Genomic DNA, 23,103 nt, shown 5'->3' on the forward strand with positions numbered 1-23,103 from the left:
GGCTCGTCGAGCGGCCGCCCGGCACAGAGCGCGGTCAGCTCCGGCAGGACCTCGGCGGCCCGGCCCAGCGCGAGCGCCGCCTCGAACCGGGCACGGCGGGCGTCCAGGCGGCGGGCGGCCCAGCGGGCGGCCTCGGCGTGCCGGTCGGGCAGGTCGGCGAGGGCCGGTCCGGCCCACAGGGCGAGGGCCTCGTCGAGGAGGGCGGCGGCCCGGCCGGGGTCCCCGGCGGCGAGCGCGGCGGAGCCGTCGGCGGCGAGCGCCTCGAAGCGGAACAGGTCGACGTCCTCGCGGGCGGCGCCGAGGCGGTAGCCGCCCTCTGCGGAGTGGACGCGGTCCCGCCCGAGCGCCTTCCGGAGCCGTCCGACCAGGGCCTGGAGGGCGGCGACGGCGTCGGCGGGCGGCTCGTCGCCGTGCCAGACCTCGTCGACCAGCGCGGGCACGGGCAGGGTCCGGCCGGGCCGCAGGGCGAGGGCGGTGAGCAGGGCGCGGACGCGGGGGCCGCCGACGGGCAGCTCGTGGCCGTCGGCGGTCAGCACGCGGGTCGGACCCAGGAGGCAGTAGCGCACGCCCCCCATTCTCCGTGAGGGGCACGTCGGCGCCGGGAAGCGGGGGGAACCCGGGGGCGGGGCGGTACGTTCTCCCGCACACAGTCCGTACGAGGCCCGGGGGTCCCTGATGAGTTCGGCCGCCGTCCGTCGCGGGGAGCGCCGGATCAGTCCCGTCTTCCTGGCGGTCCTCGCCGTCATGGCGGTCACCGGCTGGGCGGTGTGGACGGGCTTCGCGGCCCTGCCGGGCCTGGCGATCTTCCTGTTCGTCGTCTCGGCGTGGGTCGTCTCGCTCTGTCTGCACGAGTACGCGCACGCCCGCACCGCCCTGCACGCCGGGGACGTCACGGTGGGCGCGAAGGGCTATCTGACCCTGAACCCGTTCGCGTACACCCACGCCGTCCTGAGCGTGGTCCTGCCGGTGCTCTTCGTGATCATGGGCGGGATCGGCCTGCCGGGCGGTGCCGTCTTCATCGAGCAGGGCCGGATCAGGGGGCGGTGGCGGCACAGTCTGGTGTCGGCGGCGGGACCGCTGGCGAACGTGCTCTTCGCGGTGGTGTGCACGGCCCCGTTCTGGCTGGACGCGCTGGACGGGGTGCCGGCCGCCTTCCGGTACGCGCTGGCCTTCCTGGCGTTCCTCCAGGTGACGGCCGCGCTGCTGAACCTGCTGCCGGTGCCGGGTCTCGACGGCTACGGGATCGTCGAGCCCTGGCTGTCGTACGGGCTGAAGCGGAAGATCGCGCCGTACGCGCCGTACGGCTTCTTCGTCGTGATCGCCCTGCTCTTCGTGCCGGCCGTGAACACGGCCTTCTTCGACGCGGTCGACGCGCTGATGCGGTCCCTCGGCGTCGACGGCCTGACCCGCTACTGCGGCTCGGAGCTGTTCCGCTTCTGGCAGGGCGCGCCGGAGTTCTGCCCGGTCTAGCCCTGTGCGGCGGCGGCCTTCTCGACCTTCGCGCGGCGGACGTAGTACCAGGCCATGTTGGAGGAGAGGCCCGCGAGGAGGACCCAGACGACGCCGATGAAGCTGCCGTTGACGAAGGAGATCACGGCCGCGGCGACGGCCAGGGCGCAGACCGCGAGGGCGTAGAGGGCGAGACGGGGCATGGGGGTCGGCTCCTGTCGGATGCGGCGGGGCGGTGCCCGACCAGTGTCCCCCATGCCCCGAAGCGTCCGTTCTCCGGCTCCGCCCCGGGCGCGGCGCCGGCTCAGACGTCGGTGACGCGCAGGCCCGCGTGGGCCTTGTAGCGGCGGTTCACCGAGATCAGGTTGGCGACGAGCGACTCGACCTGGTGGGCGTTGCGCAGCCGGCCGGCGAAGACGCCGCGCATGCCGGGGATGCGGCCGGCGAGCGCCTGGACGATCTCGACGTCGGCGCGCTCCTCGCCGAGGACCATGACGTCGGTGTCGATCTCGGCGATCGAGGTGTCCTTGAGGAGGACGGCGGACAGGTGGTGGAAGGCGGCGGCGACCCGGGAGTCCGGGAGCAGCGCGGCGGCCTGCTCGGCGGCGGAGCCCTCCTCGGGCTTGAGGGCGTAGGCGCCCTTCTTGTCGAAGCCGAGCGGGTTGACGCAGTCGACGACGAGCTTGCCGGCGAGCTCCTCGCGCAGCGATTCCAGGGTCTTGGTGTGGCCGTCCCAGGGGACGGCCACGATGACGACGTCGCTGCGGCGGGCGCACTCGGCGTTGTCGGCGCCCTGGACGCCGTGGCCGATCTCGGCGGCGACGGCCTCGGCGCGGTCGGCGGCGCGGGAGCCGATGATCACCTGCTGGCCGGCGGCGGCGAGGCGGTAGGCGAGGCCGCGGCCCTGGTCGCCGGTGCCGCCGAGGACGCCGACGACGAGTCCGGAGACGTCGGGGAGGTCCCAGGGGTCCTTGGGGGGACGGGGAGGAGTCGAGGAAGTCATGGGGCGACCCTACCCACCGGTTCGGTCCCCGTTCGGGTGGATCGGGGACAAGGGCGCCCGCGCGGACGGCGGCTGGGGCAGGATGCGGCGCCATGGATGCCGTACGGGTCGCCTTGCTGCGGGAAGTGCTCGCCGGGACGGAGTGGCCGGCGGCCGCCCGCCGCTTCGCCGGGACGCTGCGGGCGTCGGTGGTGCCGCAGCGGGGCGGGCTGCTGCTGGTCGGCACCCGGGAGTACGAGCCCTGGCACCTGGCGGCGCACCTGGTGGACGAGGCGGCCTGGTCCGGGCTGCCCGAGCTGGCCCCCACGCTGGTGCGGCACGGGGCGCGGCCGGGCGACCCGGCGCACCTGGCGGTGGGGCTCGGCCGGCTGGAGGCGGCGGGCCGGGGCGCGACGCTGCTCGTCGTGGCGCCGGAGCGGCCGGAGGCGGGGCTGCTCCAGCGGGTCCACGACGCGCGCCGGGCGGGGGCGACGGTCCTCTCCCTGGACGGCGGCGACGCGGAGGTCCACGGGCTGGCGCACGAGGCGCTGGCGGTCGCCGAGGGGACGGGGGTGGACCTGGACACGCTCCAGCACCTGGTGAGCGCGGCGGCGGGCGAGAACGCGCTGCCGGCTCCGCGGGGCCGGCGCTTCCACGACCGCCTCGCCCGGCTGGCCGACCGGCTGACCGCCCCGCCTCCCGCACGCTGGTAGCGGAATCCGGTTGCCTCGGGCGATCATCGGACGGAACATGGCTCCTCGTGTCCTCCTCCGCTCCGCCCACGCTCCGCGCCCGGCTCGCCGCCGTGCTTCCCGACACCGCCCCCTGGCGGTCCTCACGGGACTTCCGGCTCCTGTGGGGACAGGGGCTCGTCACCTTCTTCGCCAGTGCCATGGCGATGGTCGCGCTGCCCCTGCAGATCAAGGAGCTGACGGACTCGCCGCTCGCGGTGGGCGCAATGGGCGCGGTGGAGCTGGTGCCGCTGGTGGTCTTCGGCCTGTACGGCGGGGCGCTGGCGGACGCGGTGGACCGGCGGCGGGTGATCGTGGGGACCGAGGCGGGGCTCGGCCTCCTCGCGCTGCTGCTGCTCCTGAACTCGCTGCTGGAGGAGCCGCTGCTGTGGCCGCTGTACGTGGTCGCCGCGGGCGTCTCCGCGCTGGCCGGGCTCCAGCGGCCCGCGCTGGACTCGCTGATGGCGCGGATCGTGCCGCACGCGCAGCAGACGGCGGCGGCGGCCCTGAACTCGCTGCGCTGGCAGCTGGGCGCGATCGCGGGTCCGTCGCTGGCGGGCCTGGTGGTGGCCTACGCGGGGCACGCGCCGGCGTACGCGGTGACGCTCGCCGGCTTCGCGGTGTCGGTGCTGATGTGCCGCCGCCTCTCCCCCGCGCCGCCCGCGCACGACGCGGAGAAGCCCTCGCTGCGGTCGATCGCGGAGGGCGCGCGGTACGCCTGGTCGCGGCCGGTGCTGCTGGGCACCTACGCGATCGACATGGCCGCGATGTTCTTCGCCTTCCCGAACGCGGTCTTCCCCTTCCTCGCGGACGATCTGGACGCGCCGTGGGCGCTGGGGCTGATGTACGCGGCGGGTTCGGTCGGCTCGCTGGTCCTCGGCCTGACCAGCGGCTGGACGTCGCGGGTCCGGCGGCACGGGCTGCTCGTGGCGGGCGGCGCGGCGGGCTGGGGCCTGGCGATCGCGGGCGCGGGCTGGTTCGGGAACGTGTGGCTGGTGCTGCTGTGCCTGGCCTTCGCGGGCATGGGCGACATGCTGAGCGGGCTCGGGCGCTCGACGATCTGGAACCAGACGATCCCGGAGGAGCTGCGCGGCCGCCTCGCGGGCATCGAGGTGCTCTCCTACAGCGTGGGCCCGCAGCTGGGCCAGGTGCGGGCGGGCGTGATGGCGGGCTGGACCGGCACCCGCAGCGCCGTGTGGGCGGGCGGGGTGGCCTGCGTGGCCTCGGTGGGGCTGCTGTGCCTGGCCCTGCCGAAGCTGATCCGCTACGACTCCGCCACGGACGAGGACGCCCTGCGCCGCAAGGCCCAGCAGGAGGCGGCGGCCGGGACCGCGTGACCCGGGTCCCGGCCGCCCGCCGTCAGTCCCGGCCCTCTTCCGGCCGGGGCCGGTCGTGCCAGCGCGGGTCGGTCTCCCACTCCAGGTTCCGCTCGCGGGCGGTGTCCATGGCGTGGGCGGCCTCCTCACGGGTGGCGTAGGGACCGAACCGGTTCTTCGCCGGGCATTCGGGCCCTTCCTCGACCTTCTTGTGCTCCAGGCAGTAGTACCACTCGCCCGGCTTTCCGGCCGTGCGCTTCTTGAACAGGGCCATGGTCGTCGGCTCCTTCCCTCGGGACCATGCTGCCCCAGACGCGGTCGTTAGACTCGCTGGTATGTCTGGCCAGTCGCTTCTCGTTCCGGGGGAGCTCTCCCCCACCCGCTCCGTCCCGGGCTCGATCCGCCGCCCCGAGTACGTGGGGAAGCCCGCTCCCACCCCGTACACGGGGCCCGAGGTGCAGGATTCCGACACGATCGAACGGATGCGGATCGCCGGCCGCATCGCCGCGCAGGCGATGGAGGAGGCCGCCAAGCACATCGCCCCGGGCGTCACCACCGACGAGCTCGACCGTGTCGCGCACGAGTTCATGTGCGACCACGGCGCCTATCCGTCGACCCTCGGCTACCGGGGCTTCCCCAAGTCGCTGTGCGCCTCGGTCAACGAGGTCATCTGCCACGGCATCCCGGACTCCACGGTGCTGCGCGACGGCGACATCGTGAACCTGGACGTGACGGCGTACATCGGCGGCGTCCACGGCGACAACAACGCCACCTACCTGTGCGGGGACGTCGACGAGGAGTCGCGCCTGCTGGTGGAGCGCACCCGGGAGTCGCTGAACCGCGCGATCAAGGCAGTGAAGCCGGGACGGCAGATCAACATCGTCGGCCGGGTCATCGAGTCGTACGCCAAGCGCTTCGGCTACGGCGTCGTGCGCGACTTCACGGGGCACGGCATCAACTCGTCCTTCCACTCCGGCCTGATCGTCCCGCACTACGACTCGCCCCACCACACCACCGTCATCCAGCCCGGCATGACCTTCACGATCGAGCCGATGCTGACGCTGGGCACCCACGAGTACGACATGTGGGAGGACGGCTGGACCGTGGTGACCAAGGACCGCAGGCGGACCGCCCAGTTCGAGCACACGCTCGTGGTGACGGCGACGGGAGCCGAGATTCTTACGTTGCCCTGACCCTCCACGGGGTACCTCTTTACCGACAGGTCGTCGGGAACCAGTTGACTTAGGTAAACCTAACCTTGCAGAATCGGGTCAGCTGGTTCCCGCCCCATCGGTCCCGGAGGCACGCCTTGGACACGCCCTTCTCCACCCTGATCCGCACCGCCTCGCACGAGCAGCACACCGAGGCGGAGACGTCGTCCTTCATGGGCGACCTGCTCGGCGGGCGGCTCGGCGTGGACGCCTACGCCCGCTACACCGAGCAGCTCTGGTTCGTGTACCGGGCGCTGGAGGAGGGCGCGGAGGCGCTGCGCGAGGACCCGGTCGCCGGGCCGTTCATACGGCCCGAGCTCTTCCGCACGGCCGCCCTGGAGGCGGACCTCGCCCACCTGCGCGGCCCGCAGTGGCGCGCCGGCGCCTCGGCGCTGCCCGCCACGGTGGCGTACGCGGAGCGGGTCGCCGAGTGCGCGCGCACCTGGCCCGCGGGCTACGTCGCCCACCACTACACGCGCTACCTCGGGGACCTGTCGGGCGGTCAGATCATCCGCGACAAGGCCGAGCGGACCTGGGGCTTCGACCGCAAGGGCGACGGCGTCCGCTTCTACGTCTTCGACGCGATCGGGAACCCGGCCGCCTTCAAGCGGACCTACCGGGAGCTCCTCGACGGGGTGAACGCGGACGACCTGGAGAAGCAGCGGATCGTCGACGAGTGCAAGCGGGCCTTCGCCTTCAACAGCGCCGTCTTCCGCGAGCTGGGCGTCGAGTTCCCGCTCAGCGCGTGACCGGGGCCCTCACCGGATGAGGGTCCCCTCCAGGCGGACGCGTCCGCCCAACTCCACGATGCCGTCAGGGCCGGGGGCAGTGAGCAGCTGCGAACCCCGGCCCTGCGTGATGTTCAGGGCCCGGCCCAGCTCGGCGGTGAGCAGCAGGGCCGCCGCGCCGGTGGCCTCGTCCTCGTCGATGCCGTCGCCGCGACCGGGGAAGGCGCGGGCCCGGATCCGCCCGGCGGCCTCCTCCTCCCACGCCCAGGCGTAGATCCACTCGCCCGGCGGCGGCACCTCCAGGGCCTCCACCTCGGCGGCGGAGCCGTACTGGCGCAGGGTGCGCGGCGGCGCCCACTCGGCGCGGGCCTCGATCCAGGTGAACTCGCCGTCGCCGCGCACCCAGACCTCGCCGGCGGGCGGGCGGATCACCTCCAGGTCGAGCAGCCAGGCGGAGCCGACCAGCGGGTGGCCGGCGAAGGGGAGCCGCAGTCCGGGGGTGTAGATGTCGACGACGCCGCGCTCGGGGTCGTCGACGAACACGGTCTCGCTGTAGCCGAGTTCCTTGGCCAGTGCCTGCCGGGACGCCTCGTCGGGGTGGGTGCGCCCGTCCCGTACGACGCCGAGGGCGTTGCCGTGGCGGCCGTCGCCCGCGCAGAAGACCCGCAGGACGTCGATCTCCGTGACGTCGGTGACAGTCGTGTTCATGGCGGAATTCAACCATCCAGGGGCATGCGGCAGGGCCGCACGTCCGTTTCCGGGGTGCGGCCCTGCCTGTCGGGGGGTGGCGGTCTTCGGGGGTGGCGGTCTTCGGGGGTGGCGGTCTTCGGGGGGCGGGCCGGTCAGCCCTCGGCGCCGCCGGTGCGGCGGCGGGCGGCGACGACGACGGCCCCGCCGGCGGCGACGACGAGCGCGGCGGCGCCGGCCAGCAGGCCGGTGGGGGTGGAGGAGCCCGTGGCGGCGAGCGCGCCGGAGCCGCCGACGGTCCCGGCGCCGCCGACCGTGCCGCCGCCGCCGACCGTGCCCGCTCCGGTGGTGCCGGCGCCGGTGGTGCCCGAGCCGCCGGTGCCGCCGGTGCCGGTGGAACCCGTGGAGCCCGTGGTGCCGGTGGGCGGCAGGGTGGCGTCCTTGTCCAGGGCGAGGGAGACGGTCACCGGCTCCAGGGCGAGCCCCGCGTCGTAGAAGGACGCGCCGCCGGGGGCGGCGAAGAGGGCGGCGCCGTCGGCGGTCAGCTTCGCCGGGAGGGCGGCGAGGGTGACGACCCCGTTCTTCGGGGTCCAGTCGGCCTTCGCCAGGTCGAGCTCGGCGAAGCGCACGCCCTTCTTGGTGCCGTCGGCGGTGGTGACGTCGGCGGTGATGCTGCCCCTGGTGCCGTCGGCGGCGAGGTTCACGCCACCGATCCGCCAGTCGATGCCGTGCGCGGCGCAGACGAAGTCGACGCGGCCGGTGAAGGAGGCGGCGAGGGTGCGGGCGTCCGCGTCGAGCTCGGCCTCGTCGACCTGGAAGGCGTACGCGGAGCCGGACCTCGCCGCCCCGGCGGCCGGGGTGACGGTGCCGCCGCAGCGCTCGGCGACGTACACCCGCCAGCGCTCCAGGACGCCCCAGGTGAGCCGGCCCGCGACGACGCCGGGCTCCTCGGCGGGCGCGGTCGTGGTGGAGGTCGGGCTCGGCGCGGTGGTCGTCGGCGCCGGGGTGGTGGGCGCGGTGGTGGTCGGGGCCGTCGTGGGGGTGGTCGGCGCGGTGGTGGGCGGGGTGGTCGGGGGCGTGGTCGGGGACGTGGTCGGCGGGGTGGTCGTCGGCGTGGCGGTGGGCGGGGTGGTGGGCGGCGTCGTCGTCGGGGTCGGGCGGGAGCCGGCCTTCACCGTGAGGGTGGCGGCGTCGAGGGCGTCGCCCTCCTTGTAGAACCCGGCGAACGCGGCGGCGCCCTTCTCGGTGAGCCTGGCCGGTATGTCCTTGAAGACCATCGCGCCGCCGGCGCCCTGGCCGGGGCGGATGCCGGTCATGTCGAGCGCGGCGAAGGAGACGTCGCCGCGGGTGGTGAAGGAGCCGTCCTTCTCCTTGGTGACGACGTCGGCGGTGATCTCGCCGGTCGGGGCGGCGGAGCCGGTGGTCTTGAGCCTGACGTCCGAGATGCGGATGTCGAGGGCGCCGTCGTGGGCCTCGAAGTGGACGCCGCCCTTGAAGGCGGTGGCGGTGGCGTGGCTCGTCGTGTCGTAGGTGCCGGTGCCGTCGGCGAAGGTGAAGACGCCGTTGCCCGCGGCCTGGGTCGCGCCGCCCTCCATCGTCGTCCTGCCCTTGCTGAAGGGCTGCGCGAGGTAGTTGCGGAAGGACTGCTTGATGCCCCAGTCCAGGGTGCCGTCCACGAGGGACACCGGCGGAGCCGGGGTGTCGGCGGCGGCAGCGGGGAGCGCGAGGGTCAGGGCCCCGGCGCTCAGGGCGGCGGCCGTGGTGACGGCGGCGGCCAGAGTGACGGGACGGCGCATACGGGTGGCCATGTCGGGGGTCTCCTAGGCGGGAACGGGGGGCGGGGGGGTGCGGGGGCGCACGAGGGCGTGGGGGACCGGCGCACGGGCGTCCTGCGCGGGCCCGTGCGGGGGGGCTTGGGGAAGGGGGGAGGTCAGTCGGTGGGCTTGGGCGCCTCGACCGGGCCGGCCGGGCCGGCCGGCCCGGTCGCGTCCGCCGGCTGCGGGGTGCGGCGCCGGCGGAGGAGGAGCACGTACGCGGCGGCGGCGACGGCCAGGAGGCCCGCGCCGATCCCGGCGTAGACGCCGACCGGCGTGCCGGAGTCCGAGGAGGCGGCGGCGGTCACCGGCGCGACGGAGGCGGAGGGGCTCGCGGCGGACGGGGTGGCCGTGGGCTCGCTGCCGAGGTCGGGCAGGGCCGGGAGGGCGGCCGCCGCGTCGACGGAGACGGCGAGGGAGACCGGGTCCATCACGGTGCCCGCCCTGTACATCCCGCCGAAGGCGCGGGCGCCGCCCTCGGTGAGGGTGGCGGGCGCCTCGGTCACGACGGCGAGGCCGTTCTTCGGCGCGAGTCCGCGGGCGGGGAAGGTGACGAGGGGGACCTTCTTCTCGGTCTTCCCGGCGCTCGTGACGTCGGCGGCGAGGGTGCCGGTGCCGCCGGCCACCTTCACGGTGACCCCGGCGAGGGTGAGATCGACGTGGGTGCCGGTGAAGCGGACGCTGCCGGCGAAGGCGGCGTCGAGGGTGCCCGCCCCGGGGTCGAAGCGGCCGGTGCCGGAGGGGAAGCGGAAGAGGGCTCCGCCGTCCTGGGCTCCGCCGGCGAGGGTCCACTGCCCCTGCGCGATGGCGCCGGTGACGTACTCGCGGAAGGTGCGGCGGACGCCCCAGTCGACGGCGGCGGTCTTCAGCGCGGCGCCGGCGGTCGCCGTGGGCCTCGGAGCGGCCGTGGCGGGAGCGGTCGTCGGCGGGGCGGTCGTGGGCGGCGCGCTGGACGGGGACTTCGCCGCCGGGGCGGCCCGCACGTCCACGGTGAGGCTGACCGGGTCGAGCGCGGTGCCGGCCGGGTAGTAGCCGGCGAAGGCGGTGGCGCCCTGGGCGGTGAGCGTGGCGGGGACGTTGGCGAGCGAGACGGAGCCGGTGCCGCCGCGCATGTCGATGCCGCCGAGGTTCAGGGTGGCGAGCGGGACCCGGGAGCTGACGGTCTTGCGGCCGCTGCCCTTGGCCTTGCTCGCCATGTCGGCGTAGAGGGTGCCGACGCCGCCCTGGATCCGGATCCGGGGCCTGCTGATGGTGAGGTCGAGCTCGTGCGTGCCGTCGGCCTTGCGGTGTCCGGTGAAGTGGACGCCGCCGCCGAAGGCGGCTTCGAAGGTGCCGGTGGCGGGGTCGTACGAGCCCTGCGCGGAGTGGAAGCGGTACTGGGCGCCGACCGTGGCGGCGCCGCCGGTGAGGCTCCAGCTTCCTTGCGCGACCGGTCCGGTGACGTAGCCCTGGAAGGAGGACTTGATGCCCCAGTCGAGCCGGCCGCCCTGCACCGTGCGGCTCTCCGCGTGCGCGGCGCCGGCCGGGACGAGGGCGGCGAGCAGGGCCGCGAACACGGTCGCGGCGAGCGCGCGGCCGGATCTGGACAGCAGCATGGAGCACCCCTCCGAGGGCTAGCGAGTGAGGTAAGGCTAACCTAAGCTACAGCCAGTCCCGGCCGGAACCCTTGCCACCGAAGCCGGGCGACGAAGCTCCGAAGCGGAACGACAGGACGGTGTCCGGTGCGCAGAACTCGCCTAGCGGGAGCGCTGACAGCAGTAATCGCCCTCGCCCTCACGGCGACCGGATGCGGAGGCGGGGACGGCCCCGAGCCCGCTCGCGGCGCGACGGCGGCCGCCGCACCCGACCGGGTCGAACCGCTCGCCTCCCCGCACTCCCCGCGGCTCCCCGTCACCGTCGCCTCCGCCGACGGCCGGCGGGTGACCGTCGGCTCGGCCGAGCGGATCGTGCCGCTCAGCGGCTCGCTCAGCGAGATCGTCTTCACCCTCGGCCTGGGTGACCGGGTCGTGGCCAAGGACGTCACCGCCACCTTCGAACAGGCCGCGGGGCTCCCGGTGGTGACCCGCGCCCACGACGTCTCCGCCGAGAGCGTCCTCTCCCTGAAGCCGACCCTCGTCCTCGCCGAGTCCACCACCGGCCCCGCCGAGGCGATCGCCCAGATCCGCGACGCGGGCGTCCCGCTCGTCGTCGTCCCGGCCGCCAAGGACCTCGACGACGTCGGCAGCCGCATCGACGGCGTGGCCGCCGCGCTCGGCGTGCCCGCCGCCGGCGAGGAGCTGCGCGAGCGGACCGCCGAACGGCTCGACGCCGTGCGGGAGAAGATCCCCGCCCACGCCGACAGGCCGCGCGTCGCCTTCCTCTACGTGCGCGGTTCGGCAGCCGTCTACCTCCTCGGCGGCGCCGAGTCCGGGGCGAGCTCGCTCCTGGAGGCGGCCGGCGCGGTCGACGCGGGCAAGGAGTCGGGGCTGAAGAAGGACTTCACCCCCATCACCACCGAGGCCCTCGCCCAGGCAGCCCCCGACGCGATCCTCGTCATGACCAAGGGCCTGCGGTCCGTCGGCGGGGTCGACGGACTGGTGAAGATCCCCGGCGTCGCCGAGACCCCGGCCGGAGCCGACCGCCGGGTCGTCTCCGTCGACGACGGCGTCCTCCTCAACTACGGGCCGCGCACCGACCAGGTGCTCGCCTCGCTGGTGGACCAGCTCTACGGGGAGGGGAAGTGACGGCGCTCCGGGAGCGCGCGGCCTCCCCCGAGGGCCCGACGGCCGCCGAGGACCCCGGGAAGGCTCCCGGCCCCGCGCCCCGGCGCGGCCGCACCGCCCTGCTCGCCGGCGGACTGCTCGCCGCCCTGCTGCTGCTCGCCCTGCTGTCCGCCGGCATCGGCGCGTACGGCATCCCGCTCGGCGACGTCCTCGCCTCGGTCCAGCACCGGACCGGCCTCGGCGGGCACGCCCTGGACCGGACCGCCGAGAGCGTGCTGTGGAACATCCGGCTGCCCCGGGTGGTGCTCGCCCTCCTCGTCGGCGCCTCCCTCGGCTGCGCCGGCGCCCTGATGCAGGGCGTCTTCGGCAACCCGCTCGCCGAACCCGGCGTCATCGGCATCTCCTCCGGCGCGGCCGTCGGCGCGGTCGGCGCGATCGTGCTCGGCGCGGGGTTCCTCGGCACCTGGACGGTGACCGTCTTCGCCTTCGCGGGCGGGCTCGTCACGGTGGTCCTCGTCTACGCGATGTCCCGCTCCGGCGGCCGGACGGAGGTCGTCACGCTGATCCTCACCGGCATCGCCGTGACCGCCTTCGCGGGCGCGCTGATCGGGCTCTTCCTCTTCTTCGCGGACAACGCGCAGATCAGCCAGATCACCTTCTGGCAGCTGGGTTCGCTGGCGCAGGCCACCTGGCCGAAGGTGCTCGCGGTGCTGCCGTGCGCGCTGCTCGGCCTGGCCGTCGCCCCGCTGTACGCCCGCCGGCTCGACCTGCTCGCGCTCGGCGAGCGGCCCGCCCGGCACCTGGGCGTGGAGGTGGAGCGGCTGCGGATCGCGCTGATCCTGGTGGTGGCGCTGCTGACGGCGGCGGCGGTCGCCGTCTCCGGCATCGTGACCTTCGTCGGCCTGGTCGTGCCGCACGTGCTGCGGATGGCGAACGGCCCGGGGCACCGCTTCCTGATCCCCGGCAGCGCGCTCGGCGGGGCGGTCGCGCTCACCGCCGGCGACCTGGCGGCCCGCACCCTCGCGGCCCCCGCCGAACTCCCCCTGGGCGTCCTCACCGCCCTCATCGGCAGCCCGTTCTTCTTCTGGCTGCTGCGCAGGACCCGTCGGAAGCAGGGTGGTTGGGCATGAGCGGCGTGAAGGAGCTGTTCCGGAGGCGTACGAGGGAGCTGCCGGCCCCCGTGGAGCCGGGCGGCCTCGCCGCCGAGGCGGACGGGGTGCGCGTGGTGCGGGGGCGGCGGGCCGTCCTCGACGGGGCCCGGATCGGGGTGCGCGCCGGCGAGGTGCTGGCCCTGGTGGGGCCCAACGGCGCCGGGAAGTCGACGCTGCTGTCGGTGCTCGCCGGGGACCTGGCGCCCGCGGCCGGGACGGTGCGGATCGGGGGCCGGGCCGCCGGGGAGTGGAGCGCGCCCGAACTGGCGCTGCGGCGGGCGGTGCTGCCGCAGACCGCCGAGCTCTCCTTCCCCTTCCCGGTCGCGGACGTGGTCCGGATGGGCCGGGCCCCGTGGGCGGGGACCGCGCGGGAGGCGGAGGACGGGGCGGCGGTGGCGGAGGCGATGGCCGCGACCGAGGTCACGGAGTTCGCCGCGCGCCCCTTCTCCGCGCTCTCCGGCGGGGAGCGGGCCCGGGTGGCGCTCGCCCGGGTGCTGGCCCAGCGGACCGGGCTGCTGCTGCTCGACGAGCCGACCGCCGCGCTCGACCTGCGCCACCAGGAACTGGTGCTGCGGGTCTGCCGGGAGCGGGCGGCGGCCGGGGACGCGGTGGTGGTCGTCCTGCACGACCTGGGGCTCGCGGCGGCGCACGCGGACCGGGTGGGGGTCGTGCACGGGGGCGGAGTGGCCGCCGACGGGCCGCCCGCCGAGGTGTTCGGCGAGGAGCTGCTGAGCCGGGTCTACCGGCAGCCGGTGGAGGTCTTCCCGCACCCGCGGACGGGCGTCCCGCAGGTCGTCCCGCACCGGGACCCGATCGCGGCGCACATCGGGTCACATCGCCCCGCTTGACCGGTGCTTGACCCCGGGATGGGGCGGTCGTGGCGGACCCGTGACCGCCCCGTGTCCGTTCCGCCGGACGTGAGAGGCACCTCACTGGACGGACCGTTTCGAGTGAGGTAAGCCTCGGTTGAGTTGGGTCCGCCCCAGCGGCATCCCCGTCCCGTCGCCCCGTCCTGGAGCCTTCATGCGAGCCGTCCGCACCACCGCCGTCACCGCCCTGGCGGGCGCCGCCGTCCTGGCCGCCGTCACCGGCTGCACCGCGAAGAGCGACGCCAAGGCCGGTGACGGGATCACCGTCACCGCCAAGGACGACTCCTGCGAGGTGTCGAGGAAGGAGTTCCCGGCCGGCCACGTCACCCTGGAGGTGGAGAACCGCGGCTCCAAGGTCACCGAGGTCTACGTCCTCCACCCGGACGACCGGATCGTCGCCGAGCGCGAGAACATCGGCCCCGGCACCAGGGCCACGCTCACCGCCGAGATCAAGGCCGGCGCGTACGCGATCGTCTGCAAGCCCGGCATGACCGGCGCCGGCATCCGCCAGGCCGTCACCCTCACCGGCGGGGCCGTCGCCCCGAAGCGCTCCGCCGAGATGGACGCCGCCGTCGCGGCGTACCGCCAGTACGTCCAGGCCCAGGCCGAGGAGACGCTGCCGCGGGCGAAGGCCTTCACCGACGCGGTCCGCGCCGGCGACCTGGAGGCCGCGAAGAAGGCCTACGCCCCCTCCCGCATCGGCTGGGAGCGCACCGAGCCGGTCGCCGAGTCCTTCGGCGACATCGACCCGAAGGTCGACGTCCGCGAGGACGGCCTGGAGGAGGGCCAGGACCCGGCGAAGGACTGGACCGGCTGGCACCGCCTGGAGAAGGCGCTCTGGCAGGACGAGAAGATCACCACCCGCGAGCGGCAGCTCGCCGACCGGCTCGACGCGGACCTCGCGGACTGGGTGAAGCGCGTCGGTACCGCCGAGATCACCCCCACCTCCATGGCCAACGGCGCCAAGGAGCTCCTCGACGAGGTCGCCACCGGCAAGGTCACCGGTGAGGAGGAGCGCTACTCCCACACCGACCTGGTCGACTTCAAGGCCAACGTCGAGGGCGCCCAGAAGTCCTTCGACCTGCTCAAGCCGATCGCCTCGAAGAACGACCCCGCCCTCGTCGGCGAGCTGGACCGGCAGTTCGCCGCGCTGAACGCGCTGCTCGACAAGTACCGCGCCGACAAGACCGGTTACGACTTCACCTCCTACGACAAGGTCGGCAAGGCCGAGCGCAAGGAGCTCTCGGACGGCGTCAACGCGCTGGCCGAGCCGCTCTCCAAGCTCGCCGCCGCGGTCGTCAAGTGACCACCGCCGGCGGCCCGGGCCGCCGCACCGTCCTCGCCGCCGGCGGCGGCCTCGCCCTCGGCGCCGCCGTCGCCGGCGGCGCCGCGGCACTGGCGCGCGGCGGCGACGCGACGGCGCCCGTCGCGGACGGCGGCGCCGCCGTCCCCTTCCACGGCCCGCACCAGGCCGGCATCGCCACCCCCGTCCAGGACCGGCTGCACTTCGCCTCCTTCGACGTCACCACCGGCGACCGCGAGAAGCTGGTGCGGCTCCTGACGGAGTGGACCCGGGCCGCCGAGCGGATGGCCGCGGGCCGCGAGGTCGGCGAGGGCGCCCACGGCGGACTGCCGGAGGCGCCGCCGGACGACACCGGCGAGGCGCTCGGCCTCAAGCCCTCCCGCCTCACCCTCACCCTCGGCTTCGGCCCCTCCCTCTTCGACGGGCGGTTCGGCCTGAAGGACCGCCGGCCCGGCGCCCTGGTGGAGCTGCCCCGCTTCCCGGGCGACAACCTCGACCCGGCGCGCAGCGGCGGCGACCTGTGCGTGCAGGCCTGCGCCGACGACCCGCAGGTCGCCGTGCACGCCGTCCGCAACCTCGCCCGCATCGGCTTCGGCACCGTCGCGGTCCGCTGGTCCCAGCTGGGCTTCGGCAAGACCTCCTCGACCACCCCGGACGCGCAGACCCCGCGCAACCTCTTCGGCTTCAAGGACGGCACCCGCAACGTCCCCGGCACCGACACCGCCGCCCTGGACCGGCACGTCTGGGTCGGCGCGAAGGACGCCGCCGGCGGCGGCTCCTGGATGGCCGGGGGCTCCTACCTGGTCGCCCGCCGGATCCGGATGAACGTCGAGACCTGGGACCGCACCCCGCTCGCCGAGCAGGAGGACATCTTCGGCCGGGACAAGAAGGAGGGCGCGCCCGTCGGGAAGGCGAAGGAGCACGACGAGCCCTTCCTCAAGGCGATGAAGCCGGACTCCCACGTCCGCCTCGCCCACCCGGACGCCAACGGCGGGGCGCGGCTGCTGCGCCGCGGCTACTCCTTCACCGACGGCACCGACGGCCTCGGCCGGCTCGACGCGGGCCTGTTCTTCCTCGCCTACCAGCGGGACGTGCGCTCCGGCTTCGTCCCGGTGCAGACCGCCCTGTCCCGGTCCGACGCCCTCAACGAGTACATCCAGCACGTCGGTTCGGCGGTCTTCGCCGTCCCGCCCGGCGTCCGCGACGCGGACGACTGGTGGGGCCGCGGCCTTTTCTCGTAACCCTGGGAGGTATCCGGCGTGTTCGGCAACTATCTGATCGGCCTGCGCGAAGGCCTGGAGGCCAGCCTCGTCGTCTGCGTCCTCATCGCCTACCTGGTCAAGACCGGCCGCCGGGACGCCCTGAGGCCGGTCTGGACGGGCATCGGCGTGGCCGTCGGCATCGCGCTCGCCTTCGGCGCCGGCCTGGAGTTCGGCTCGCAGGAGCTGACCTTCGAGGCGCAGGAGCTGCTCGGCGGCTCGCTGTCGATCCTCGCCGTGGTCCTGGTGACCTGGATGGTCTTCTGGATGCGCAGGACCGCCCGGAACCTGCGGGCGGAGCTGCACGGCAAGCTGGACGCGGCCCTGGCGACGGGGACCGGCGCGCTGGTCGCCACCGCCTTCCTGGCGGTGGGCCGGGAAGGGCTGGAGACCGCCCTGTTCGTGTGGGCGTCGGTACGGGCCTCCTCCGACGGCAGCCACGCGCCGCTGGCCGGCGTGGTGCTCGGCCTGGCGACGGCGGTGCTGCTGGGATGGCTCTTCTACCGGGGCGCGGTGCGGATCGACCTGGCGAGGTTCTTCACCTGGACCGGCGGGATGCTGGTCGTGGTGGCGGCGGGCGTCCTCGCGTACGGCGTGCACGACCTCCAGGAGGCGCGCTTCCTCGGCGGCCTCGCCGACAAGGCCTTCGACGTCTCGGCGGCCGTCCCGCCGGACAGCTGGTACGGCACGCTCCTCAAGGGCGTCCTCAACTTCCAGCCCGATCCGACGGTCCTTCAGGTCACGGTGTGGGCGCTGTATCTGGTCCCGACGCTCGCGCTCTTCCTCTCCCCGATAGGGTCGGGTCCGTCCGTGCGCGTGGAGAAGCAGAAGGCGACCGATGAGAAGGCTGAGGCTGGAGCGGCAGACCCGGCGGTCTGAGGAGCGGCCGGGACGGCGTCCCGCCCGGGCCCTGGCGTCCGTCGCCGCGGCGACCGCCGTGGCACTGACGGCGAGCGGCTGCGTGACCGTCCACGGCGGGACCGCGGTGGTGCCGGGCGCGACGGCGGAGGAGGCGGCGGCCGCGCTGACGGGGTTCGTCACCGCCTTCAACCGGGCCGACAAGGCCAACGACCCGGCGCTCGCCGCCCGTCAGGTGACGGGCCCGCTGGGGGCGATCAACCAGGCCGGCCTGAAGTCGAGGTCGGTGACCCAGCCGGGGGGCAACCCGGACCACCGGCCGCTGGAGCTGCGCGACGCCCGCTTCCTGGTCCCCCGCAAGGCGGGCTGGCCGCGCTGGTTCGTCGCGGACACCGACGCCAACCGGGACGACGGCACGGCCGGGAAGGACAACCGCTGGCTGGTGGCCTTCGTCCGCAACGGCCCGGACGACACCTGGAAGGCCGCCCACCTGGTGATCACCGGCCGGGACGGGCTGCCCCGGTTCGCCGAGGAGCAGGGCGACGCGGTGGCGGTCGCCGCCGGCACGGACGCGCTCGCCGTCGCCCCGGGCGCGCTGAGCGGGCGGTACACCGCCTATCTGAAGGACGGCGGGGCGAGCCCCTTCGCCGCCGGACCGCACACCAGCGAGTGGCGCGAGAAGCGGGCCCGCACCGCGCAGCGGCCCGGCCTGGCCACGCAGTTCATCGACCGGGCCGCCGACTCCGGCGACTTCGCGCCGCTGGCGCTGCGGACGGAGGACGGCGGGGCGCTCATCTTCTTCGCGAGCCGCCACTTCGAACGGCAGACGACCGCGAAGGGCTACCGGCCGAAGGTGGGCCCGGACCTGAAGGCCCTGATGAAGGGCGAGGTCGTGAACACGGTCACCAAGGAGTGGGTGTCGAGCCAGGCCGTCGTGGTGAAGCCGGCGGGCACGGAGCGCGACGCGGTCGCGTTCGCGGGCCGGCTCCAGGGCGTGGTGGCCGTCGAGGGCTCCTAGGCGGCCCGGGGCCCGCCGCCGTCGGACGGCTTTGGGGACGACCCGTTCCGTACGCCCTCCGGGGACGGCGGCCCGTGGCGCACGGCTCCGGGGCGGCGGACGGCGTCGGGGGCCGGGACCGGGGCGGCGCCCGGGGCCGGGTCAGCGGGTGAGGGGCCAGGCGACGCCGTGGGCGGCGTGCTCGTCGTCCCCGTCGGCCTCCCGCTCGGCGGCGTGCCGGGCGCAGGCGTCGGTGAGGGTCTCCAGGAGGTTCAGCGGGTCGGGCAGGGCGTGCTCGGGGCCGCGGACCCAGCCGACGACCGGGTGGTCGTCCTCGTCGCCGGGGAGCCGGGCGGGCGGGACGAGGACGTAGCTGCCGCGGCAGTGCCAGCGCAGGCCGGGATGCTCGTCCATGGTCTCGGGATGGCAGTCCAGCTCGCAGGGCCACCACTCGTCCTCGTCCTCGGGGGTGCCCCGGGTGGCGGTGAAGAAGAGCATCCGCCCGCCGTCGCCGGTGCTGTCCGGGGACTCGGCGACGGGTCCGACCTCGACGCCCTCGGCGAGGAGGCGGTCCAGCGCGGCGCGGCCGGCGGCCAGCGGCACGTCGAGCACGTCGTGGACCATGCCGGTGGCGGTGACGAAGTTCGCCCCGGGCTCGTTCCGCGCCCAGCGCTCGATCTGCGCGCGGTCGGTGGTCGACTGGGTCTGCCAGGCGAAGGAGACCGGGTGGCGGCCGGGGGTGGGACAGCCGATCCGCTCACAGGAACAGCTGTAGCCGACGGGGTGGGCGGCGGGGGCCAGGGGCAGTCCGGCGGCGGCGACGGCCAGGAGCAGCGTCTCGCGGGTGTTCCCGTCGTCGGCCGCGGTGCGTTTCGGGCGCCTGCGCAGCCACTGTGCGAGTTTGCCCTCCGTGCCGCGGTAGCGGCCGATGCCGTCGCCCATCTATCCCCTCACAGCTCATGCTCGCCCGTTCGGCTCTGCCCATGGTCCCACCATCCTGCTCCCCGGGTGACCGGAGTGGGGAACCGGGGCCGGTGACGACGCTCACGCCCGTCACGGACGGGGCGTGAGGCCGCGCAGGGCGTGCTCGACGAGGGCGTCGGCGTAGGCGTGGGTGAGCGGTCCGGTGCGGTGCAGCCAGCGGTGGTGGAGGGGGCCGACGAGGAGTTCGGTGGCGAGCCGGGGGTCGACGGCCGGGTCGGCCTGGCCGGCCGCCTGGGCGGCCTCGATGCGCCGGGCGAAGACCTGGAGCTGGGGTTCGAGCAGCGCGGCGGTCAAGCGGGCGCCGAGCTCGGGGTCGGTGGAGCCCTCGGCGGCGAGGGCCCGGGTGGGGGCGTCGTACCGGGGGTTGTTGAGCTCGTCGACGGTGGCGCGCAGGACGAGCCGGAGGTCGGCGGCGAGGTCCCCGGTGTCGGGCAGCTCGGTCTGCCCCTGTGCCGCGCCGGCCTCCTCGGCGGTGCGGGCGGCGAGGTCGAGGAAGGCGTCGAGGAGGACGGCCGCCTTCGACGGCCACCAGCGGTAGATGGTCTGCTTGCCGACGCCGGCGCGGGCGGCGATGCCCTCGACGGTGGTCTTCGCGTAGCCGGTCTCGGAGACGAGGGCGAGGGCGGCGTCGAAGATGGCGCGGCGGGAGCGCTCGCTGCGGCGGGAGGCGTCGGGGGCCTTGGTCTCGGGCATGGCGCCCAACCTACCACCGGACGAGACGCCACGTCTCGCCGGATGGCGTCCGGGCGTCGACCAGGTGTGCGGAGGACGAACCACCCGAACGGTCCACTGCGCTCGGGGCTCCGAGAGCGGACCATGGCTCCACCGATCCACGGCCCGCCCCGCGGGCCGCCGTCCGTGAGGAGGCCCGATTGCGCCCCACTCCGCGCGAGTCCTCGCCCCGCCGCTACCTGATGTGCCCACCCGCGCACTTCACGGTGACGTACTCCATCAACCCCTGGATGGACCCGACGAAGCCCGTCGACCTGCCGCTCGCCCTCGCCCAGTGGGAGGACCTGCGGGACCGCTACCTGTCCCTCGGGCACACCGTCGAACTCCTCGACCCCGACCCGGCGCTCCCGGACATGGTCTTCGCGGCCAACGGCGCGACCGTCGTCGGCGGGCGGGTGCTCGGCGCCCGGTTCGCCCACCCCGAGCGCACCGCCGAGGCGGACGCGCACCTCGCCTGGTTCCGCCGCAACGGCTGGGCGGAGGAGGACCTGTGGATCCCGGAGCACGTCAACGAGGGCGAGGGCGACTTCGCCGTGACCGCCTCCTGGATCCTGGCGGGCACCGGCTTCCGCTCCAGCCCGCTCTCCCACGGCGAGGCCCAGGAGTTCTTCGGCCGGCCGGTGATCGGCCTGGAGCTGGTGGATCCGCGCTACTACCACCTCGACACGGCGCTGTGCGTCCTCGACGAGGCGGGCGACGAGATCATGTACTACCCCGGCGCCTTCTCCCCCGGCAGCCGCGCCGTCCTCGCCCGGCTCTTCCCCGGCGCCCTCCTGGCCACCGAGGAGGACGCGGCGGCGCTCGGCCTCAACGCGGTCAGCGACGGCCGGCACGTCCTGCTCCCGCAGACGGCGACCGGCCTCCTCGACCCCCTGCGGGCCCGCGGCTTCGAGCCGGTCGGCATGGACCTCGGCGAACTGCTCAAGGGCGGCGGCAGCGTGAAGTGCTGCACCCAGGAGCTGCGGCCCTAGACGTCCGCCTCCGGCGGCCAGGAGTCGCCCCACTCGGCGTCACGGGCCTGCTTGTAGAGGGGCCCGTGGCGCTTGGTGACGGTCTCGCGGCCGAGGCCCTCCGGGGCGCAGAGGTCGAGCAGGACCAGGCCCTTGCGGAGCTGCGGCTTGCGGACGACGCGGGCGGGGGCCGGGGTCACCGGGAACCTGGTGGCGGCCACGTACGCGTACTTCTCGTCCTCGTACGGCAGCGAGCCGCCCTTCACCCGCCGGTGCAGCGAGGAGCGGCTGACCCGCGCCGCGAAGTGGCACCAGTCGGTGCCGGGCTCGATGGGGCAGGCGCCGCTGTGCGGGCAGGGCGCGGCGACGGTGAGGCCGGCGTCGACCAGCAGGGCGCGGGCGGCGATGATCCGCTCGTAGCCGTCCGGGGTGCCCGGCTCCACGATCACGACGGCCCCGCGCGCCGCGCGGGCCGCCTCGGTGACGAGCGCCGCCCGGTCGGCCCCGGTGAGCTCCTTGAGCACGTACGAGACGGTGACCAGGTCGGTGTCGGCGAGGCGCAGCGCGGTGCCGATGCGCTCGCGGTGCCACGCGGCGTCCAGCACGCCCCGGGCCAGCTCCCGTCCGAGCCCGAGCGCGGGCTCGGCCCAGTCGAGGACGGTGGTGCGCGGCGCGGCCCCGTCCCAGGCCTCGGCGACGGCCCAGCTCGCGGCGCCGGTCCCGCCGCCGACGTCGGTGTGGGTGCCCGGCACCCACTCCGGGGCGGCGGCCCGCAGCGCGTCCAGGGCGCCCCGGGCCGCCTCGAAGGTGGCGGGCATCCGGTAGGCGGCGTACGCGGCGACGTCGGACCGGTCGCGGAGGACGGGCGCGTCGGTGGGCGTCGTCCCCCGGTAGTGCGTGATCAGCCGCTCCACCGCCTTCGCGGCCTGCGTGGGCGGCAGTCCGTCCAGCAGCCCGGCCAGGGCGGCGCGCAGGGACTCGGCGGAGGGGGCGGAGGCGTTCACCGATCCAGTCTAGGCGGCGCCGTGCCCTGCCCGGGCAGGGCGAGGGCTCCGCGCGGGCGCGCAGGGGGGAGGGTCAGGGGGTGGCGGCGCGCCAGGGTCGGCACAGGAGGAGGAAGCAGGCCAGGGCGGCGGCCGCGCAGACGAGCTGGACGACGGCCATGGGGACGGCGGTCCGCTCGCCCGCGATGCCGACCAGCGGGGAGGCGACCGCCCCGATGAGGAAGGAGGAGGTGCCGAGGAGCGCGGAGGCCGAGCCGGCGGCGTGCGGGGTGCGCATCAGCGCCTGCGCGTTGGTGTTCGGCATCGCCAGGCCCATCGCGGACATGAGGACGAAGAGGCCGGCGGCGATCGGGACGAGGCCCACCTCGCCGAAGGCGCCGGAGGTCATCAGGAGCAGCGCCACCGAGGCGAGCAGGATGACCGAGAGGCCCCAGCCGAGCGCCTTGTCGAGGCTGACCCGGCCGACGAGCAGTTTGCCGTTGACCTGGCCGACGGCGACGAGGCCGATGGAGTTGAGCCCGAAGAGGAGGCTGAAGGTCTGCGGGGAGGCGCCGTAGATCTCCTGGACGACGAAGGGCGAGGCGGAGATGTAGGCGAAGAGGGCGGCGAAGGCGAGGCCGCCGGCGAGCATGTAGCCGGTGAAGACGCGGTCGGCGAGCAGTCCCCGCATGGTCCTCAGGGCCTGCCCGACACCGCCTTTCTGGCGCCGCTCCGGGGGCAGGGTCTCGTGCAGGAAGCGCCGGACGACGAGGGTGAGCAGGACTCCGATGACGGCGAGGACGTGGAAGACGCCCCGCCAGTCGGTGATCCGCAGGATCTGGCCGCCGATGAGCGGCGCGATGATCGGGGCGACGCCGGAGATCAGCATCAGGGTGGAGAAGAAGCGGGCCATCTCGACGCCCTCGTAGAGGTCGCGGACGACGGCGCGGGCGATGACGATGCCGGCGGCGCCCGCGAGGCCCTGGAGGAGACGGAAGGCGATGAGGAGCTCGGCACTGGGGGCGAAGGCGCAGACGGCGGTGGCGAGGACGTAGACGACCATGCCGGCGAGGAGCGGCCGGCGGCGCCCCCACTTGTCGCTCATGGGGCCGACGACGAGCTGGCCGAGCGCCATGCCGGCGAGGCAGGCGGTGAGGGTGAGCTGGACGGTGGCGGCGGGGGCGGTCAGCGAGCGGGTGACCTCCGGCAGCGCCGGCAGGTACATGTCCATGGACAGCGGCGGGAGGGCGGTGAGGCCGCCCAGCACGAGGGTGACGAGCAGCCCGGCCCGCTGCGCGGCGGAGGCGGGGGCCGCCGGAGAGGGCCCGGCTATGTGTCCTTGTGTTGTTTTCTGGCCGCTCTCCGGCATCGACTGCTCCATTTCGTTGAAACCTTGC

The 23,103-nt window shown here is 75.0% G+C and carries 24 protein-coding genes; 13 read left to right on the forward strand and 11 right to left on the reverse strand.

Annotation, left to right across the window (positions count from 1 at the left end; all coding sequences use genetic code 11):
* A partial coding sequence (locus IE287_RS34770) for an AfsR/SARP family transcriptional regulator (RefSeq protein WP_229883939.1) occupies positions 1-575 on the reverse strand: 575 nt, incomplete at its 3' end.
* 100 nt (positions 576-675) lie between these two features.
* Between IE287_RS34770 and IE287_RS34775 the strand changes: the two genes are divergently transcribed.
* On the forward strand, positions 676-1,470 hold the full coding sequence (locus tag IE287_RS34775) for a site-2 protease family protein (RefSeq protein ID WP_189853357.1): 795 nt from the start codon (positions 676-678) through the stop codon (positions 1,468-1,470).
* Here IE287_RS34775 and IE287_RS34780 read toward each other — a convergent pair.
* Together IE287_RS34780 and npdG are read right to left on the reverse strand one after the other, a co-directional pair.
* Positions 1,467-1,706, reverse strand: coding sequence for a hypothetical protein (locus tag IE287_RS34780; protein ID WP_189853359.1), 240 nt, complete (start codon positions 1,704-1,706; stop codon positions 1,467-1,469). The genes IE287_RS34775 and IE287_RS34780 overlap by 4 nt on opposite strands.
* Before the next feature lie 47 nt (positions 1,707-1,753).
* Positions 1,754-2,452 (reverse strand): NADPH-dependent F420 reductase, encoded by a 699-nt coding sequence (gene npdG, locus IE287_RS34785; protein ID WP_189853361.1) that lies wholly within the window; start codon positions 2,450-2,452, stop codon positions 1,754-1,756.
* Between the two features lie 92 nt (positions 2,453-2,544).
* Between npdG and IE287_RS34790 the strand changes: the two genes are divergently transcribed.
* Entirely contained in the window at positions 2,545-3,144 is a 600-nt protein-coding gene (locus IE287_RS34790) for a hypothetical protein (protein WP_189853363.1), read from the forward strand.
* Between the two features lie 47 nt (positions 3,145-3,191).
* Positions 3,192-4,499 (forward strand): MFS transporter, encoded by a 1,308-nt coding sequence (locus tag IE287_RS34795; RefSeq protein ID WP_189853365.1) that lies wholly within the window; start codon positions 3,192-3,194, stop codon positions 4,497-4,499.
* A gap of 22 nt (positions 4,500-4,521) precedes the next feature.
* Here IE287_RS34795 and IE287_RS34800 read toward each other — a convergent pair whose 3' ends face one another.
* Positions 4,522-4,752 (reverse strand): hypothetical protein, encoded by a 231-nt coding sequence (locus IE287_RS34800; RefSeq protein WP_189853367.1) that lies wholly within the window; start codon positions 4,750-4,752, stop codon positions 4,522-4,524.
* 61 nt (positions 4,753-4,813) lie between these two features.
* Between IE287_RS34800 and map the strand changes: the two genes are divergently transcribed.
* Complete coding sequence (map, locus tag IE287_RS34805; protein WP_189853369.1) at positions 4,814-5,671, forward strand: type I methionyl aminopeptidase; 858 nt, start codon at positions 4,814-4,816, stop codon at positions 5,669-5,671.
* 116 nt (positions 5,672-5,787) lie between these two features.
* Entirely contained in the window at positions 5,788-6,438 is a 651-nt protein-coding gene (locus IE287_RS34810; RefSeq protein WP_189853371.1) for a biliverdin-producing heme oxygenase, read from the forward strand.
* Positions 6,439-6,447: 9 nt separating this feature from the next.
* On the opposite strand, the gene IE287_RS34815 is transcribed toward IE287_RS34810, so the two are convergent.
* From IE287_RS34815 to IE287_RS34825, 3 genes are all read right to left on the reverse strand, one after another.
* On the reverse strand, positions 6,448-7,125 hold the full coding sequence (locus IE287_RS34815) for a PhzF family phenazine biosynthesis protein (protein ID WP_189853373.1): 678 nt from the start codon (positions 7,123-7,125) through the stop codon (positions 6,448-6,450).
* A 134-nt stretch (positions 7,126-7,259) separates the two neighbouring features.
* Positions 7,260-8,912 carry an HtaA domain-containing protein gene (locus IE287_RS34820; RefSeq protein ID WP_189853375.1) on the reverse strand — a complete coding sequence of 551 codons (1,653 nt, stop codon included), beginning with the start codon at positions 8,910-8,912 and terminating at the stop codon, positions 7,260-7,262.
* A 122-nt stretch (positions 8,913-9,034) separates the two neighbouring features.
* Complete coding sequence (locus tag IE287_RS34825; protein WP_189853377.1) at positions 9,035-10,513, reverse strand: HtaA domain-containing protein; 1,479 nt, start codon at positions 10,511-10,513, stop codon at positions 9,035-9,037.
* Positions 10,514-10,639: 126 nt separating this feature from the next.
* Between IE287_RS34825 and IE287_RS34830 the strand changes: the two genes are divergently transcribed.
* From IE287_RS34830 to IE287_RS34860, 7 genes are all read left to right on the forward strand, one after another.
* Positions 10,640-11,641, forward strand: coding sequence for a heme/hemin ABC transporter substrate-binding protein (locus IE287_RS34830; RefSeq protein WP_189853379.1), 1,002 nt, complete (start codon positions 10,640-10,642; stop codon positions 11,639-11,641).
* Positions 11,638-12,750 (forward strand): FecCD family ABC transporter permease, encoded by a 1,113-nt coding sequence (locus tag IE287_RS34835; RefSeq protein WP_189853381.1) that lies wholly within the window; start codon positions 11,638-11,640, stop codon positions 12,748-12,750. The genes IE287_RS34830 and IE287_RS34835 overlap by 4 nt, the downstream gene beginning before the upstream one ends.
* Positions 12,747-13,619, forward strand: a complete 873-nt coding sequence (locus IE287_RS34840) for a heme ABC transporter ATP-binding protein (protein WP_189853383.1) — start codon at positions 12,747-12,749, stop codon at positions 13,617-13,619. Before IE287_RS34835 ends, IE287_RS34840 begins: the two co-directional genes overlap by 4 nt.
* Before the next feature lie 175 nt (positions 13,620-13,794).
* Complete coding sequence (gene efeO / locus IE287_RS34845; RefSeq protein ID WP_189853385.1) at positions 13,795-14,946, forward strand: iron uptake system protein EfeO; 1,152 nt, start codon at positions 13,795-13,797, stop codon at positions 14,944-14,946.
* Positions 14,943-16,184 (forward strand): iron uptake transporter deferrochelatase/peroxidase subunit, encoded by a 1,242-nt coding sequence (efeB, locus tag IE287_RS34850; RefSeq protein WP_189853387.1) that lies wholly within the window; start codon positions 14,943-14,945, stop codon positions 16,182-16,184. The genes efeO and efeB overlap by 4 nt, the downstream gene beginning before the upstream one ends.
* An 18-nt stretch (positions 16,185-16,202) precedes the next feature.
* Positions 16,203-17,081, forward strand: a complete 879-nt coding sequence (gene efeU / locus IE287_RS34855) for an iron uptake transporter permease EfeU (protein ID WP_189853389.1) — start codon at positions 16,203-16,205, stop codon at positions 17,079-17,081.
* Positions 17,041-18,078 carry an SCO2278 family lipoprotein gene (locus IE287_RS34860; RefSeq protein ID WP_189853391.1) on the forward strand — a complete coding sequence of 346 codons (1,038 nt, stop codon included), beginning with the start codon at positions 17,041-17,043 and terminating at the stop codon, positions 18,076-18,078. The genes efeU and IE287_RS34860 overlap by 41 nt, the downstream gene beginning before the upstream one ends.
* Before the next feature lie 141 nt (positions 18,079-18,219).
* On the opposite strand, the gene IE287_RS34865 is transcribed toward IE287_RS34860, so the two are convergent.
* Positions 18,220-18,999: a bifunctional DNA primase/polymerase gene (locus tag IE287_RS34865; RefSeq protein ID WP_189853393.1), complete on the reverse strand. Its 780-nt coding sequence runs from the start codon at positions 18,997-18,999 to the stop codon at positions 18,220-18,222.
* Positions 19,000-19,110: 111 nt separating this feature from the next.
* Positions 19,111-19,734 (reverse strand): TetR/AcrR family transcriptional regulator, encoded by a 624-nt coding sequence (locus IE287_RS34870; RefSeq protein WP_189853394.1) that lies wholly within the window; start codon positions 19,732-19,734, stop codon positions 19,111-19,113.
* Between the two features lie 179 nt (positions 19,735-19,913).
* Between IE287_RS34870 and ddaH the strand changes: the two genes are divergently transcribed.
* Positions 19,914-20,744, forward strand: a complete 831-nt coding sequence (ddaH, locus tag IE287_RS34875; protein ID WP_373307968.1) for a dimethylargininase — start codon at positions 19,914-19,916, stop codon at positions 20,742-20,744.
* On the opposite strand, the gene IE287_RS34880 is transcribed toward ddaH, so the two are convergent.
* A complete protein-coding gene (locus IE287_RS34880; RefSeq protein WP_189853396.1) occupies positions 20,741-21,727 on the reverse strand; it encodes a small ribosomal subunit Rsm22 family protein in 987 nt (328 codons plus the stop codon). The genes ddaH and IE287_RS34880 overlap by 4 nt on opposite strands.
* A gap of 73 nt (positions 21,728-21,800) precedes the next feature.
* Positions 21,801-23,075, reverse strand: a complete 1,275-nt coding sequence (locus IE287_RS34885; RefSeq protein WP_189853442.1) for a Bcr/CflA family multidrug efflux MFS transporter — start codon at positions 23,073-23,075, stop codon at positions 21,801-21,803.
* Between the last annotated feature and the right edge of the window lie 28 nt (positions 23,076-23,103).

The organism is Streptomyces omiyaensis, assembly GCF_014650895.1.
GTDB lineage: Bacteria > Actinomycetota > Actinomycetes > Streptomycetales > Streptomycetaceae > Streptomyces > Streptomyces omiyaensis.